Source organism: uncultured Marinobacter sp. (assembly GCF_947488835.1).
Lineage (GTDB): Bacteria > Pseudomonadota > Gammaproteobacteria > Pseudomonadales > Oleiphilaceae > Marinobacter.
Window position 1 is genome coordinate 347098 of the sequence record NZ_CANLBK010000003.1, and the last position, 14983, is coordinate 362080.

The 14983-nt window shown below is 56.4% G+C and carries 13 protein-coding genes; 4 read left to right on the plus strand and 9 right to left on the minus strand.

The features are described from left to right. Window positions 1-5 precede the first annotated feature (5 nt). Window positions 6-1196: an MFS transporter gene (locus tag Q0824_RS13045; RefSeq protein ID WP_298451331.1), complete on the plus strand. Its 1191-nt coding sequence runs from the start codon at window positions 6-8 to the stop codon at window positions 1194-1196. A gap of 143 nt (window positions 1197-1339) precedes the next feature. Here Q0824_RS13045 and Q0824_RS13050 read toward each other — a convergent pair whose 3' ends face one another. Next, window positions 1340-2515 (minus strand): type III PLP-dependent enzyme, encoded by a 1176-nt coding sequence (locus Q0824_RS13050; protein ID WP_298451334.1) that lies wholly within the window; start codon window positions 2513-2515, stop codon window positions 1340-1342. Window positions 2516-2923: 408 nt separating this feature from the next. Between Q0824_RS13050 and Q0824_RS13055 the strand changes: the two genes are divergently transcribed. Continuing rightward, window positions 2924-5278 (plus strand): fatty acid cis/trans isomerase, encoded by a 2355-nt coding sequence (locus Q0824_RS13055; protein WP_298451336.1) that lies wholly within the window; start codon window positions 2924-2926, stop codon window positions 5276-5278. 32 nt (window positions 5279-5310) lie between these two features. On the opposite strand, the gene Q0824_RS13060 is transcribed toward Q0824_RS13055, so the two are convergent. Beyond that, window positions 5311-6129 carry a hypothetical protein gene (locus tag Q0824_RS13060; protein WP_298451338.1) on the minus strand — a complete coding sequence of 273 codons (819 nt, stop codon included), beginning with the start codon at window positions 6127-6129 and terminating at the stop codon, window positions 5311-5313. A 159-nt stretch (window positions 6130-6288) separates the two neighbouring features. Here Q0824_RS13060 and Q0824_RS13065 point away from each other — a divergent pair, with 159 nt between their 5' ends. After that, complete coding sequence (locus Q0824_RS13065) at window positions 6289-6657, plus strand: DUF6746 family protein (protein WP_298451341.1); 369 nt, start codon at window positions 6289-6291, stop codon at window positions 6655-6657. Here Q0824_RS13065 and hrpB read toward each other — a convergent pair whose 3' ends face one another. The 7 genes from hrpB to Q0824_RS13100 form a co-directional block, all read right to left on the minus strand. Next, window positions 6658-9156, minus strand: coding sequence for an ATP-dependent helicase HrpB (gene hrpB / locus Q0824_RS13070; RefSeq protein ID WP_298451344.1), 2499 nt, complete (start codon window positions 9154-9156; stop codon window positions 6658-6660). It abuts the gene before it with no gap. Window positions 9157-9161: 5 nt separating this feature from the next. Continuing rightward, window positions 9162-10376 (minus strand): YbfB/YjiJ family MFS transporter, encoded by a 1215-nt coding sequence (locus tag Q0824_RS13075; RefSeq protein WP_298451347.1) that lies wholly within the window; start codon window positions 10374-10376, stop codon window positions 9162-9164. Between the two features lie 97 nt (window positions 10377-10473). Further along, a complete protein-coding gene (locus Q0824_RS13080; protein WP_298451349.1) occupies window positions 10474-11139 on the minus strand; it encodes an SCO family protein in 666 nt (221 codons plus the stop codon). 152 nt (window positions 11140-11291) lie between these two features. Then, the gene (gene cyoE, locus Q0824_RS13085) at window positions 11292-12212 is read right to left on the minus strand and encodes a heme o synthase (RefSeq protein WP_298451352.1); all 921 of its coding nucleotides are present in this window, start codon (window positions 12210-12212) and stop codon (window positions 11292-11294) included. Further along, window positions 12209-13291: a COX15/CtaA family protein gene (locus tag Q0824_RS13090; protein WP_298451687.1), complete on the minus strand. Its 1083-nt coding sequence runs from the start codon at window positions 13289-13291 to the stop codon at window positions 12209-12211. Before Q0824_RS13090 ends, cyoE begins: the two co-directional genes overlap by 4 nt. Window positions 13292-13355: 64 nt before the next feature. Next, window positions 13356-14006, minus strand: a complete 651-nt coding sequence (locus Q0824_RS13095) for a hypothetical protein (protein WP_298451355.1) — start codon at window positions 14004-14006, stop codon at window positions 13356-13358. Continuing rightward, window positions 13987-14724, minus strand: a complete 738-nt coding sequence (locus Q0824_RS13100) for an SURF1 family protein (RefSeq protein ID WP_298451359.1) — start codon at window positions 14722-14724, stop codon at window positions 13987-13989. The genes Q0824_RS13095 and Q0824_RS13100 overlap by 20 nt, the downstream gene beginning before the upstream one ends. A gap of 53 nt (window positions 14725-14777) precedes the next feature. On the opposite strand from Q0824_RS13100, the gene Q0824_RS13105 reads away from it, so the two are divergent. Then, the gene (locus Q0824_RS13105; RefSeq protein ID WP_298451362.1) at window positions 14778-14981 is read left to right on the plus strand and encodes a twin transmembrane helix small protein; all 204 of its coding nucleotides are present in this window, start codon (window positions 14778-14780) and stop codon (window positions 14979-14981) included. Window positions 14982-14983 lie beyond the last annotated feature (2 nt).

The following is a 14983-nucleotide window of genomic DNA, read 5'->3' on the forward strand; positions in this document are numbered from 1 at the left end:
CTTACTTGTCCAGAGCTGAACACCCCGCGCCATCCACATCGCCATCGACAGCAAGCCTGCTGCCGGTGGCGGTTTTACTTTGGCTGGCCGGGGTCTACCTGCGCATTCCCATACTGGTTGCGCCACCGCTTGCACCGTTTATCGGTGATGAACTGGCACTGTCTCAGACCTTAACCGGTGCCCTGACCACACTGCCCATCCTTATGCTGGCCATAGGCTCCATGCCTGGCTCTCTATCCATTGCCCGCATAGGCCCGCGCAATACACTGGCACTGGCCATGTTCATTATGGTTATCGGCTCCGCTGGCCGAGGCTTGGCGCCAGACTCCCTCACCTTGATGCTCACCAGCGCCGTTATGGGTATAGGCATCGCCATGATGCAGCCCGCGCTACCGGCACTGTTGCCACGCTGGCTGGAACCCAAAAACCTGGCACTCGGCTCAGCCATCTACATGAACGGCATGCTGATGGGCGAATTCATCGGCGCAGGCATCACCCTGCCGGTCATCATGCCATTGTTAGACAACAGTTGGCGCGCCACCATGTTGGCATGGTCATTACCCGCACTGCTGGTCGCCGCAGCCCTGTTCCTGCCCAAACGCGACCTGGCCAGACCCACCCAAAAGGTTGCCTGGCTACCCGACTGGAAAAACCCGCTCACCCTGAAGCTAGGCTTGCTGTTGGGCGTATCCGGCTCTCTATTTTTCGGCGTAAACGCCTATCTGGCGGCATTGCTGGAACAGAGAGGCGAATTCGACAACCTCACCGAAGCCTTGTTCTGGTACAACTTCGCTCAGGTAATTGCTTCTCTGTTGATGCTGAAAATGGCCCGCTACTGGGTAGGCAGAAAAGCCCCACTGCTCATCATGCTGATACTCAGCCTGCTGGGAACAATAGGGTTGTTGGTGTTTACAGGATGGTGGGCAATAGCCAGCGCAACGTTCATGAGTTTCACCGCGGGCATACTGTTAATCATGATGGTGGCACTACCACCACTGCTGGTGCCTGCCAATGAAACCGGCAGATTGTCCGCTGGCAACTTTCTGGTCGGCTACACCATAGCCTTCGCCGTACCCATGCTGGGAGGCGTACTCTCAGACTGGACCGGCGACGTTCGACACGCCATAGCCGTAATGATTGCCTACGGAGTTCTAGTCTCCCCACTGGCAATAAAACTTAATCTTCAACGTCAGTAAAGCGCCCCCACCAATGGCCGAAGGCCGTGGAGCGGGGTGTCTTTTCTGCCGGGAAAAAGATGTCTGAGCGAAGCGAGTTGTTTTTCCCAGAAGAAAAGACACCCCGCTTCGCGGCCCACCCCAATGAAGCAGGCCCTCAGGCTTTAAATGTAGTAATCCTTCAACGGAGGAAACCCGTTAAATTCTACTGCACTATATGTGGTTGTATAGGCTCCGGTGGACAGCCAGTACATACGATCGCCAACAGCCAAGTTCAGTGGCAGCGGGTATTTGTGGTGCTCGTACATGATGTCGGCGCTATCGCATGTTGGCCCGGCAATTACGCAGTCTTCGCCTTCACCTTTCTTGTCTGTCCAAATAGGAAACTTGATCGCTTCATCCAACGTTTCAATCAAACCGTTGAACTTGCCCACATCGGTGAACACCCAGCGGTGCAAAGCCGTGCGGGATTTGCGAGCAATCAAAACCACTTCGCTCACCAGAACGCCTGCGTTGGAAATCAACGAACGACCTGGCTCGATAATGATTTCCGGCAAATCATCACCAAAATCTTCTTTCAGGAAACGGGTGATTTCAGAAGCATACACACCCAGCTCGTTGGTCCGGTTGATGTAGTTTGCCGGGAAGCCGCCACCCATGTTGATCATCTTCAGCTCGATGCCGTCTTCTTCTTTCAGACGCTCAAAGATAACCTTCACCTTGTTTAGCGCCGAATCCCACGCACCGATTTCACGCTGCTGGGAACCCACGTGGAACGACACGCCGTAAGGCACCAGGCCAAGATCACGGGCCAGAATCAACAGGTCCATGGCCATGTCGCTCTCACAACCGAATTTGCGCGAAAGCGGCCAGTCAGCTGTTTGCGTGCCGTCGGTCAGAATGCGTACATACACCTTCGCACCGGGAGCTGCCTTGGCAATCACGCGCAAATCCGCCTCGGAATCCGTGGCGAACATGCGAACACCCTTTTCATAAAAGGTGCGAATATCCCGCGCCTTTTTTATGGTGTTGCCATAGCTGATCCGATCGCCGGTCACGCCAAGACCCATCACCTTTTCCAACTCATACACCGACGCAATATCAAAACTCGCACCCTTGTCCCGCAACATTGTCAGAACCTGCGGAGCCGGGTTGGCTTTTACTGCGTAATACACATTCGCATAAGGAAAACCCTCCACCAGCTCGTCGTACTGACGATTGATGGTGGCGGTATCAATCACCACAAACGGTGTTTCCTTGGTATCTGCAAACGCCTTGATCCGCTCAAAGGTCTCGGCAGTGTAGTAATCGGCGATGTTAGCGTTGGCTGACTCGGTCATGGATGGTGTTTCCCCCAGGGGCAAAAAACAGTGCGTAAACGCGAACGCCAGAACCTGAATGGTCCTGACCAAGAAGCGCGATAATCAGGCTTTTCCCACCCTGCGGATATGAGCATATCTACCCATAATCCGAACAACCGCCAAACCTCCCAAAAGCCCCGGATATCAGGGGCAACGAACAAATTGAGCCGGATATAAATCACCTGGAGTGCAAGCCCTAACAATGGCCGACAGGCCGAGCAGCCGGGTGCCTTTTCTGCCGGGAAAAAGATGTCTGAGCGAAGCGAGTTGTTTTTCCCAGAAGAAAAGGCACCCGGCTGCTCGGCCCACCCCCAAAGTAAAAGCGCCTTAGCGAACCCCTATTCAACCGTCTATAATTCACAAAACTCAGACGACTACAGGCCCCCAATGCCGAAACTCATTGCAGCTGCAATTCTGACCCTGCTATTTCTCGCGGGCTGCGCCGAAAACACCACGCCACCTACATTCAAACAGGCATTGCCCACTGCAACTCACCAACCCGTCAGCTTCAACGACGACGTGCGCCCCATTGTAGAAGCCAAGTGCCTGGCCTGTCACAGCTGCTTTGATGCCCCATGTCAGCTCAAAATGGAATACTCCGACGGCCTGATTCGAGGTGCCCACAAAGATCCGGTTTACGATGGCGGCCGCTTTGAAACCCAACAAACCACGCGCCTTGGGATTGATGCCCAAACCGAACAACAGTGGCGAGAAATGGGTTTCTACTCCGTGCTGGCCCGAGGCGACCAAACCCGCAGCCTGTTCGAGAATATGATTCGCTTGGGCAAACAGTATGAGTTTGCACCCAACAGCAAACTGCCCGACAACATAGAGCTCGGTCTGTCCCGCGCTAACCAGTGTGTCAGCAACGAAGACTTCTCCGACTACGCCAGCGACCACCCCTACGAAGGCATGCCGCTGGCCGTAACCGGTCTCACCGACGACGAATACGCCACGCTCACCGGCTGGCTTAACCAGGGTGGGGCTATCAGCCCGTTGGTTATCAAACCAACTGACGCCGAACTGAGTCACATCAACCGTTGGGAGGCCTGGCTTAATGATCGTAGCCCCCGCCAACAATTGATCAGCCGCTGGGTATACGAACACCTCTATCTGGCGCATCTGTATTTTGAGGATGAGGGCACAGACACCCGCTTCTTTGAAATCGTGCGTTCCTACACGGTGCCGGGCATACCCATTGGCATGATTGCGACCCGGCGTCCCAACGACGACCCCGAAGGCCCTGTGTATTACCGCCTAAGGCCCGTTGCTGGCAGCATTGTGCACAAGCGCCACATTACCTTCGCATTCGAGGAGAAGCCGTTTGAACGCACCCGGGAGCTGTTTGAAGCCGGCGACTGGCAAGTAGATTCCCTGCCAGACTACAGCCGGGATAGTCGCGCCAACCCGTTTGTGACTTTCGCAGACATACCCGCAAAAGTCCGCTACCAGTTCATGCTGGATAACGCCGAGTATTTCACACGCACCTTCATTCGCGGGCCGGTATGCCGCGGCCAGATTGCCACCGACGTGATCCGGGATCACTTTTGGGTTAGCTATCACGATCCGGAAGACGATCTTTACCTAACCGATGCCGAGTATCGCAACAAGGTAAGCCCCTTACTGGCACTACCTGGCCAGGACAGCGCTTTGCTGGATCTGGGGGAAAACTGGATTGACTATCAAGGCAAGCGTAACCGCTACCATGAACTGCGAAACCAGGCCTACCGGGAGGCCTACCCAAAAGGTGCTTCCCTCGACCATATCTGGGATGGCGACGGCAACAATACCAACGCTCTGCTGACGGTATTCCGCCACCACGACAATGCCTCAGTACAGCGGGGGCTTATCGGTCAGGTACCGCTAACCAGTTGGTGGATGGATTACCCTCTGTTTGAACGCACCTATTATGAACTGGTGGTGAATTTTGACGTGTTCGGTAATGTAGCCCATCAGGTTCAAACGCGGCTCTACTTTGACCTGATCCGGAACGGCGGTGAACAGGACTACCTCAGGTTGATACCGCCAGGTGAGCGCAATCGGGTTTTACGGAACTGGTATCAGGATTCAGGTTCGCTAAAACTGGATTACAGCTACGCCCGCATGGACGATACCGCCCCCTCACAGGTGCCCTATGCCACCTCGGCTTTCAATGAGGAGCTCGGCGCTCGCATGCTGTTGAAATTCCACGAACTGAACGCAGAGCGGAATGACCCTATCAACCGCTGTGGTGGCAGTGACTGTGGCCGCAAAGACGAACCAGAGTGGATTCGGGATGCAGACCAGGTACTGTCTGAAATTGCCGCTACCCGGGCCGAATTCCTCCCGGCAATCAACTACCTGCCAGACGTTACCTTCTTGCGGGTTCACAACGGGGAAGGGCAGCGCACGGTTTATACGATTATTCGCGACCGCGCCCACAGCAATGTCGCTTTCCTGCTGGGAGAAGATCCACGCTACCAGCCGGAGAACGACAAGCTGACCATTTACCCGGGAATCATCGGCAGCTACCCCAATTTCATCTTCGACATCCCGGCCTCGCAACTGGAGCTCTTCAAAGACCGGATGAAAGCCCTGAAAGTGGAGGAGCCGAAGGCGTTTGAATCTCTGGTGGGCGTATGGGGCGTACGCCGAACCCACCGGCAGTTCTGGGAAATTCTTCACGACATTACCGCTTGGCACCGCGAGCACCAGCCCCTGCAGGCAGGAATTTTCGACATTAACCGTTACGAAAACCTGTAACCCTTTAGCTGTCTAACTCTCTAACCCCGGGCTCAAACCGCCACAGGGTGGAATGGCGCGGGGGTGTTGGAACCACCGGGGTCCCGGGGTTCACTCTGCTGTTGCAGATATTCCAGAATGGCGTCTTTCAGATCGCTGCCCTGGCCCAACCCCTGATTACCGAATAAACGGTTGAATTCCAGTACAAAGGGGTAGCCTTCCACCAAAGCAATATCGAAGCCGGCGTGATCCACATCCAGTTCCCGGGCCAGACGCAGGGCGAGATCAGTCATCACCTCAGGTACGGGGCTGTTATCGATCTTGCCGCCTTTAGAAACATTGTTGTAAAAGCCCTGCTCCGCCTGGGTGCGCCAATAGGCTGTCACAACCTTATCGCCCACCACCACAATGCGCGCATCGCGATCCAGGGGCAGATACTCCTGAACGTACAGAACGTCTGTGCGATCGCAGTACTTCTGCCAGTCGTCATGGTTTTCAATCAGCCACACACCTTCGCCCATGCTGGCTTTCGGCAGTTTCGCCACAAAGGGCAGCGCCATAACACTCCATATATGCTCGCGCTCCTCCGGGCCGTTGGCCTCAATGATGGTCCAGGGGATATGCTCCGGCGCGACCGCCTCAAAGGCTCGGGTCATTTCCACTTTGTCGTGGCCAATGCGGTAGCTGGCAACACTGGGGAACACTCGGCATTTCAAGCCATGCACCAGCGCATTGAGCTGCCAGTATTCGGGGAATAGCACCCAGTCTGCATTGCGCAGCAGTTCTTTATGGCGCAGGTAATTCTCCGGTTTCAATACCGTCGTATCCGGAAAGCCAAGTGTGCGGAAAATATTAAATGATACTAAATTCATGGGCGGGATCGCGCTGAGTAAAGTGGGCAATTTTTAAGCAGTTTCACCTTGGGCGCAAGTGTTTTTTCTGGGCTAAATTGACGGTGGTCATGGTTTTTATTAACGCAACTGATAATAATTCGCATTACATTGTGCATTAATTTACCACGGAGCCTTACCATGACAATCGTTCGCCAGTTTACTGCCGTAGCCGCCTCCCTGCTGATCGCTGTGCCCGCATTTGCCGGCGACAGCGACCACTTCAAAGGCCAGCCTTCAAACACCCTTGAGCAGGCCGTTGCCAACTTCTCCGACTACAACAACAAGCTGGAAAAAGTGCTGGCCGGTGATCTGACTCCAGAAGCCATGAACGAAGTTCATCAGCTCACCTACACTCTTGAAAATGCCCTGCAAAAGCTGGATGACGAGATTGATGCGCTTGAGGATACTCTGGAGAAAGTCCACAAGGCCTCCGAGCATGCGGATCCGGATACCGTGCGCACAGCTGGCGAGCAGTATCTCAGCAACAGCCGGAAGATGATCAAGTAATTACTGGCGGGGCTTTCTTTTGACGCCCTGCTGGGCAACCGCGGTTAGTGGGTCTTCTGGCCAGGGATGTTTGGGGTAGCGGCCGCGGGTGTCTTTGCGCACCTGCGGGTACACGTTAACCCAAAAACTGGCCAGATCCGCCGTAACCGCCAGCGGTCTCTGGGCAGGGGAAAGCAGATGAATCAGCACTGGCACCTTGCCACCAGCAACGGTCGGCGTTGTTATCCAACCAAATAAGGCCTGCAACTTGGCTGCCAATACCGGGCCATTCTCCGCGGTGTAATCCAGGGTAACGGAGCTGCCGGTGGGGATGGTCAGGCTGGTTGGGGCCTGTTCCCCCAGCTGCTTCTGTTGCGGGTAGTCCAGCAAGCTGTTCAGGGCGTTGTACAGGTTCAGTTTAGCCAGATCAGACCAGCGGCTGATGCCGCTCAGGAAGGGCCCAAGCCACTCTTCCAGAGCGTCTGTCAGGGCTTGATCACTGACATCCGGCCACTGGCCGGGAAAGTGCCTGGCCAACAAAGCGACTCGCGCCTGCCACTGCAGGGCAGCAGGTGTCCAGGGCAGGTTATCCAGCCCTCTGCGCCGAACGGCGGCGAGTATGCCCTGCTGAATCAGCTCCTGTGACGGCTTTGCCAGCGGTTTCTCGGCAAGGACCAGCGCCCCCAGTCGGCGCGTTTTGCGTGCGATAACAGTGCCGCGTTTATCATCCCATTCCGCTTCATCCTGCTCACGAATATGGGCCGCCAGATCGACTTCCAGCGTTGCCAGGTCCACCGGGGCTGCCAGATAAATCCGTGCTTCTCTGGCCTTGCCGTCCAGGTCTGCAGCCACCAGCCATTCATGCCGCGCCAGCCCGTCGTCGTCTCGCAGAAGGGAACCTTTGCCGTTGCTGAGCTGGTAGCGTGGTGTATCTCCGGGACGGCGTTTGCCGATGCGATCCGGGTAGGCAAGAGCCAACAAGCGTCCCACTTCTGTGGCCGTTGGCATGAGTTCTTGTTCGCGCTTCCCATTGTCGCCAGACGCTGACAAACGCTTGGCCTGCTGGCGCAGAGCTTGAAGACGGTGCGGATCTATACGCTGAGAACCTCGTTCTCCACGAAGGGCTCGGATGCGTTCATGCATGTCGGCACCGGCACCCGGGCCCAGCAAGTCCCTGTCTTCCAATAGCGCGGCTAGCTCCGCCGCCAGCTTGCCCAGCCCAAGCGATCGCCCGAGTATGACCATGTGGGCCAACCTGGGGTGAATGCCCAACCCCCGCGCTGATTTGCCGTGCTCGGTGATTGCGCTTGCATCATCCAGCATGTCCAGCCACTGCAGCAGCTCCACACCCTGCTGCCAATGGGCAGGTGGCGGCGAGTCGATCCACACCAGGTTATCCGGTGTTCTGGCACCCCATTGGGCCAACTCGAGCACCAGCGGGGCCAGATCGGCCTCGCGAATCTCCGGTGGCGTGAAATCCGCCAGCCCGAACTGTTCCGACTCGCTCCATAACCGGTAACACACACCCGGTTCTACCCGGCCTGCGCGACCCTTGCGTTGCTCTGCAGAAGCTTTGGAAACCCGGCCAGTAATCAGCCGTGTCATGCCACTATTTGGGTCAAACACAGCCCGGCGTTGCTGGCCGCTGTCCACCACCACCCGCACGCCTTCAATGGTCAGACTGGTTTCTGCGATGGCGGTTGCCAGTACTACTTTGCGAGTGCATGCAGCGGCTGGCGCAATGGCCTGGTCCTGCTCTGCAGCTTTCAGGTTGCCGAACAGGGGGGCGATGACAACGTTCGAGGCCACCTGCCCGGTCAACGCTTGGGCCACCCGATGAATCTCTCCTGCGCCCGGCAGGAACACCAGCACCGAGCCAGGTTGCTGCGCCAGAGCTTCGGTAACCACCGCTACAACTTGATCCACCAGTCTCGGGTAGCGTTGCGTGCTTGCCGCCGGGCGATAGAACACTTCCACAGGAAAGGCTCGGCCTTCACTGCTCAATACCGGTACATCTCCGAGCAGGCGGGCAATGGGCGCGGTGTCCAGTGTGGCGGACATCACCAGTACTCGAAGATCTTCCCTCAATGCGTCTTGTGTCTCTCGTACCAATGCCAGCCCGAGATCGGCCTGGAGGGAGCGTTCGTGGAATTCATCGAAGAGCACAGCTGCGTAGTCTTCCAGCATGGGATCGCTCTGGATCAGCCGGGTGAGAATGCCTTCGGTCACAACTTCTATGCGTGTCGCGCCAGATATTTTGGTATCCAGCCGCGTGCGGTAGCCGACGGTTTGGCCGGGCTGTTCACCCAGCTGCGACGCCATAAATCTGGCCGCAGAACGAGCTGCCAACCGCCGGGGTTCGAGCATCAGGATTTTACCGCCTTGCACCCAAGGTTCATCCAGCAGTGCCAAAGGTACCCGCGTAGTTTTACCTGCGCCCGGGGGTGCCTGCAGCAGGGCCGTGGTGGCTTGCTGCAGGGTTTGTTTTAGCTCTGGGAGGATGCGGTCTATTGGGAGCACGGCTATCAATCGTGCGGAATTGTTCTTGCGTGCCAGGCTTCAGGCCTGGGAACAAAAAACACAAAAAGTAATCCGAAAACCAGCGCCCCGACACCTATGCCGAAGGCGGATACCAGAGTGCCACCGGCGTCGAGCCACTGTTTGGTTAGCCAAGGTCCAGCCATTTGGGTGAATCCGTAGAGGGCGACCATGGCCGCAGACAGCCGGGGCCCCTGATGTGGATGCAGGGCACGCCCAAGCCGTTGGGTGAGCAGCACCGTTCCCAGAAAAGTGCTTCCTACCAGGGCTGCACATAACAACAGGCCAAGGGCGCCGGGTACGACAACGGCTGCCAGCACACCCGCAAGCTGAATCAGGAAATTCAGCTTCAACGCGGGTATATCGCCCATTTTCGTGCCCAGCTTATTCCACACCCAGGCGGCAGGAATTGTACACAGGGCTACGATTAGCCAGGCCCCATCAAGCAGCCAGTGTTCGGCCTCGAGCTCGAGCTTTGCCAGCAGTGGCAGAAAGGTCATGGGAAGGATGTAACCCAGACCTGCGCCTGCGTACGACAGAAACAAAGGAATGCTGGCGCGATCTATTAACGGGGTTTTGGCTTTCACCTTGCCATCATTACCAGGCACTTGATCTGGCACATCGAGCATTATCAAGCGGCGAGCGCCCCAAATAGCCAAAGGAATGGATGCCAGAGCCACTGGCCACCAGCGCGCAGCACCTTCCAGCCAATCTGCAGTGCCGGTAACCAGTCCACTGGAGAGCAGCAAGCCCAGACCCACGCCAATGTATACAAGCCCACTCATGCTGGAACGATTACGCAATACCAGCCACTCAAGAATCAGCGCAGGTGCTTGTACAAACACGACACCGTTAGCGACGCCATTCATCCAGCGGGCGGCCGAGATAGCGGTTAGATTGTCCGTTTGGGTAACGAAGATCGTGGTTACAACGTGAACGACGAGAAACGCGGGCAGCAATACGCGGATATGGCTAACCCTATGCCAGCGAATCGCCAGCATGGCACCCATCAGATAGCCTAAATAGTTCCAGGTGGCGATCGCGGCGCCTTCTGGCGCGGTGAGCTGACCATCTTCTATAAGATAGGGCAGCAGTGGGGTGTAAACAAAGCGGCCCAGCGTGTGCACAACCATAAGCACAATGGCACCCGCAGCCAGAACGCCAAAGAGTTCTTTCAGGGTTGTGGTGTTCTGCTTGTACATACTGTCAGTTCCGGCGAGTGCGTTGTCAGCCGGGCAGTCTATGCGAGTCGCGCCGCTATGTCAGTTTGACCTTAGCAGAACAGGCTGCTTATCCGCCTCAGGTGCGCGGGATTTCACTGTTGGCTTTGGCCCAAAGGTAGATGCGCTCATAGGCTTCCGCCAGTTGTTCCGGGTTATGGGGTGGCTGAATCAATGCCGCCAGCTGGCCGTCCGGATTCACCAACGCAAAATGCCCGCTGTGATCTACAAGCAGCTCACCGTCGACGTCTCGGTGTACAAACACGGCACTCAGACTTTGCGCCAGTGCACGCAATGTTTCCAGATCCCCTGTCAGCCCGTGGAAGTCTTCGCCGAAAAATCCGGTATAGGTTTTCAGCTTTTCAGGGGTGTCGTGTTCCGGGTCGGCTGTGACCAGCAGGTAATCCGGCTGAGGCAGGTCTTTCGACAGTAGTTTGTCGGTGCGGCGCAGGTTGGCCATGGCCGCCGGGCAGATATCCGGGCAATTGGTGTAGCCCACAAACGCAAAGGTCCACTTCCCCCGAAGGTTTTGGCGGGTAACGGTTTCGCCGTTTTCATTTGTGAGGGTGAACTCGGCCAACGGCCGCGGCTGGTCATAAACATAGGTGTTCATTTCAGCCAGATTCGGAGCGGGTGTTGGCTCCCCACTATCCACCAAAAATACCTGCCGACCTATGACCAAGCCAAATACGAGTACAACCAATAGCAGAAGTACAAACAGCGTGACCTTTAGCGAACGATTCATTATTGCTCCAGTTAACTGCCTTGGCCGGTTTGATAGTGTGCCAAGGAGGAGGGGGGATGCCTTTTCTTCTGGGAAAAACAACTCGCTGCGCTCAGACATCTTTTTCCCGCCAGAAAAGGCATCCCCCCTCCTCCCCGTAAAATTTTCCGGCCTCAGAAAAATACATAGTGGTCTACAAGGAGTACCACAAACAGGGCCATCAGGTAAGTGATGGAGTATTTGAAGGTGTTTAAAGCAACCCGGCGATCGTCGCCTTTCAGCAGTTTTATGGCGTACTGGAGGAAGCGCAGGCCGAGAACCAGGGCACCCGCCAGATATATCCAGCCGGACATACCTGTGACGAAAGGTAGCAGGCTGACTGCCAGCAGCATCAGGGTGTAGAGCAGGATATGTAATTCGGTGAATTTATTACCATGGGTGACCGGCAACATTGGGATACCGGCTTTGGCGTATTCTTCTTTGCGGTGAATCGCCAAGGCCCAGAAGTGTGGGGGCGTCCAAGCGAAGATGATGAGAACGAGCAACAGAGCGTGGCCTTCCACCTGGCCGGTTACCGCTGTCCAACCTAACAACGGCGGCATGGCACCGGCGAGGCCGCCGATGGTGATGTTCTGGGGCGTTGCCCGCTTCAGGAACAGGGTATAAATGCCGGCGTAACCTACCAGTGAGGCCAGGGTGAGCCATGCGGTGAGATGGTTCACCTGCCACATCAATACCACCATGCCTACACTGGCCAGCAGTGTGGCGAACAGGATTGCTTCTACCGGAGAGATTTTACCGGTAGCCACAGGGCGCTTGCGGGTGCGGGCCATGACGGTATCTATTTTCTGGTCGACCACGTGGTTGACCACGGCGGCGGCACCGGCAAGAAAGGCTATGCCCATGTTGCCCCAGATCAGCACGCTCAGGCTGGGCAGGCCGGAGGTGGCCAAGAGCATACCAATGGCTGATGTCAGGATCATCAAGGCCACTACGTTGGGCTTGGTCAGCTCCAGATAATCTCGCCAGGATATGGCACGTGCGGATTGGCTGGTTGGGTTGCGGGCCGGCAGTACGTCCACTTGCTCACTCATGCCGTAATCTCCTGATGCATTATTGTTGTAGGTGTTGCTCTTGCAGCATGTGCCTGCGGCAGCAGATTGTGCTGCCAGATCAGGTATATCACCGATAGTAGCAGCCCGGCGCCCATGGCGTTGTGGGCCACTGCGATCGGCAGGGGAATATGGAAAATAATGTTGGCGAGCCCAAGGGTAATCTGCGCAACCAGCGCTGCAGAAACAAACAGCACCGGGCGGCGCAGTTCGCGACTGGCGCTTCTGCGCCAGATCAGAGTCAGTAGAACTGCGAAATACCCCAGAACCACCAAAGCACCGATTCTATGGGTTACGTGGATGGCCACCCGCCCATGAGCTGTGAGTTGCCCACCCAGATAGTTGGGGCCCACATGCTGGGTAATATCGAAGCCATGCTGGAAATCCATATCTCTTGGCCACCACTCACCCTGACAGGTGGGCAAGTCGGTACAGGCTACGGCGGCATAGTTGGCTGCCGTCCAGGCGCCCAAGGCAATTTGCAGAATAACCAGCAACAAGCCGCCATAGAGCCAGGGACGGAGTTTCGCGATGTGGGGCCTTTGCGCCGAGGGGTTCGGGGTTTCTTCGGGGGCAGAGCTGGCCTGCGTTGCAGAGAACTTTCTTAGCCGCAGCACCAGCAAGGTGAGCAAGCTCAAGGTGGTAAAGCCGCCAAGAAGGTGAAGCGCGACCACTTGAGGCCAGAGCTTCAAGGTAACCGTCCACATACCAAACGCACCCTGCAGCAGAATAAACCCTGCAATGAACAAAGGCAGTTTGAAAGGTACACCGCTGCGGCGCTTCCGCACGGCACTTGCTGCCAGCCCGAACACCACCAGCCCCAATGTGCCAGCGGCGTACCGGTGGATCATTTCGGGCCAGCCTTTAGCTACATCCACCGGCGTGTCCGGGAACCGGGCATTGGCGATGGCTATATGCGACTCGCTTTGGGGCACGGTTATGAAGCCATAACACCCGGGCCAGTCGGGGCAACCTAGCCCGGCATCCACCAGCCGGGTCCAGGCGCCCAGCATGATGACAACAATGGCGAGAAGAACTGAGAAAGTCGCCCAGTTTGCCATGGCTTTGGCGTTAGGCTGGTTGCCGGTAGACAGATGCGTCAAGGTAACTCCTCCGGGCTAAGGCTCAGCCCACCTGTGACAGTTTGAGCAAGTGCTTCAGATCTTTGAGGATGTCCTTACCGGAATTCTCGGGGCCGTAATGCATCATCACGTTGCCAAAGGGATCGATGAGCAGGATGCGCGGCTCACTTTCCGGATTGATTCCAGCAGGCCAGGCAGATGTTTTACCGGGTACAGGCCTCAGGCGTTCCATCAAACGATACTCGGTTGGCCAGCGTGCCGCGAGATCACCGGTAATTCCGCCTAAAACGGCGGCTCTCGATACTCGGTTAGCGTTTTTTCCCAAGGCAATGTTGGCTTGCCGCGCGAGGTAGAGCAGTTCTTCGCAGCGGGTGTCACATTCGCCCGCAGCAACCACAAGCAACCACTGAGGATCTGTTTTACCAGCGACAAACCGATTGGCCAGCGGCTCGCCCGAAAGCGTCTCAAGGTTGAGCTCGGCCACAGGCACCGTCGGACTGATCAGCGCCCCGTGATTAGTATGCCCTGCGGGATTCAGCCAGCCGGTGTAGAACATGATAGTGGCCAGAATCATTGGCCCGAACCCCAGGGCAAACAACAACATGGCTGTACGTCGGCCCCTGCGAACTTGTTCGGGGGTTGGGCCTTCTTTTTCTTCTTGCTGTGGTAACCCGTTAACCATCGTCATTGTCATTATTGGTTCCTGTCTTTCGATAACTCGCCGCTACACTCAATATAGTCAGCACCAGTGCAAGCGCAAACCATTGTGTTGCATATCCGTAGTGGGTTTGTGGCCCCATGAGGTCTGGTTCCCAATCCGCACGATAGGCGCCAGGCTGCTCGCCGCTCGCAAGCCGGATAATAGCACCAGGCAACTCAGGGATTTCAGCTCTTGCAACCGACCCGGGTAATGCCTGCACTCTGCGGGGCCAACTTTCGTCAGTTGCCGATTTTGAGGACAGTACCGGCGGTTCCGGGTAAGGGCTTATCCGTCCGGTTAAGCTGAAGACACCTTCGGGGGGGCTCACATCCGGCAATTGATTTCGCGTTCTCGGTGCCCCAACCCAGCCTCTGTTAACCAGAACCGCAGGGCCCTGCAGTGGGTAAAACACCGTCAGAACCTCGTAACCTGCAATGCCATCGCGGGTTCGGTTATCCAGCAACCAGCTGCGCTCGTCGTAAAGCCCGGTAACTGTAATGGGCCTGCCGCTATCAAGCCCGCTGGCCACCTGTTCCGGCCAATCAAGATCCTGTGCTTCTTGCTGCCACTGCTCAAGCAGAATCTGCTTTTCCTCGGCCCGGTTCAGTTGCCAGATACCCAAGCCAATAAGCAGCGGCAGAAAGGCGCCTGTAAACATCATCAACCGCCAGTTCAGCTGCCATTTTCGAGTGTTTTGCTGCGCCTCAGTCATGGTCTGCTATAGTGTTTCTGGCTTTAATCAGAACAAAAACCAGAGACTCTTTTATGCTCAAAGCCCTTATCATTTTCCTCATGCTCGCCGTTATCATCAGCCTTTTCAGTGGTCTTTTCTTTCTCATCAAAGACGGCGGCAAGACCAATCGGGTGGTGAACTCCCTCGCGGTGCGGGTAACGCTGAGCGTGCTTCTGCTAGCCGTTATTCTGCTGTCTCTCTGGCAAGGGGGCCTGACACTGCACCCGACCCCCTGAAT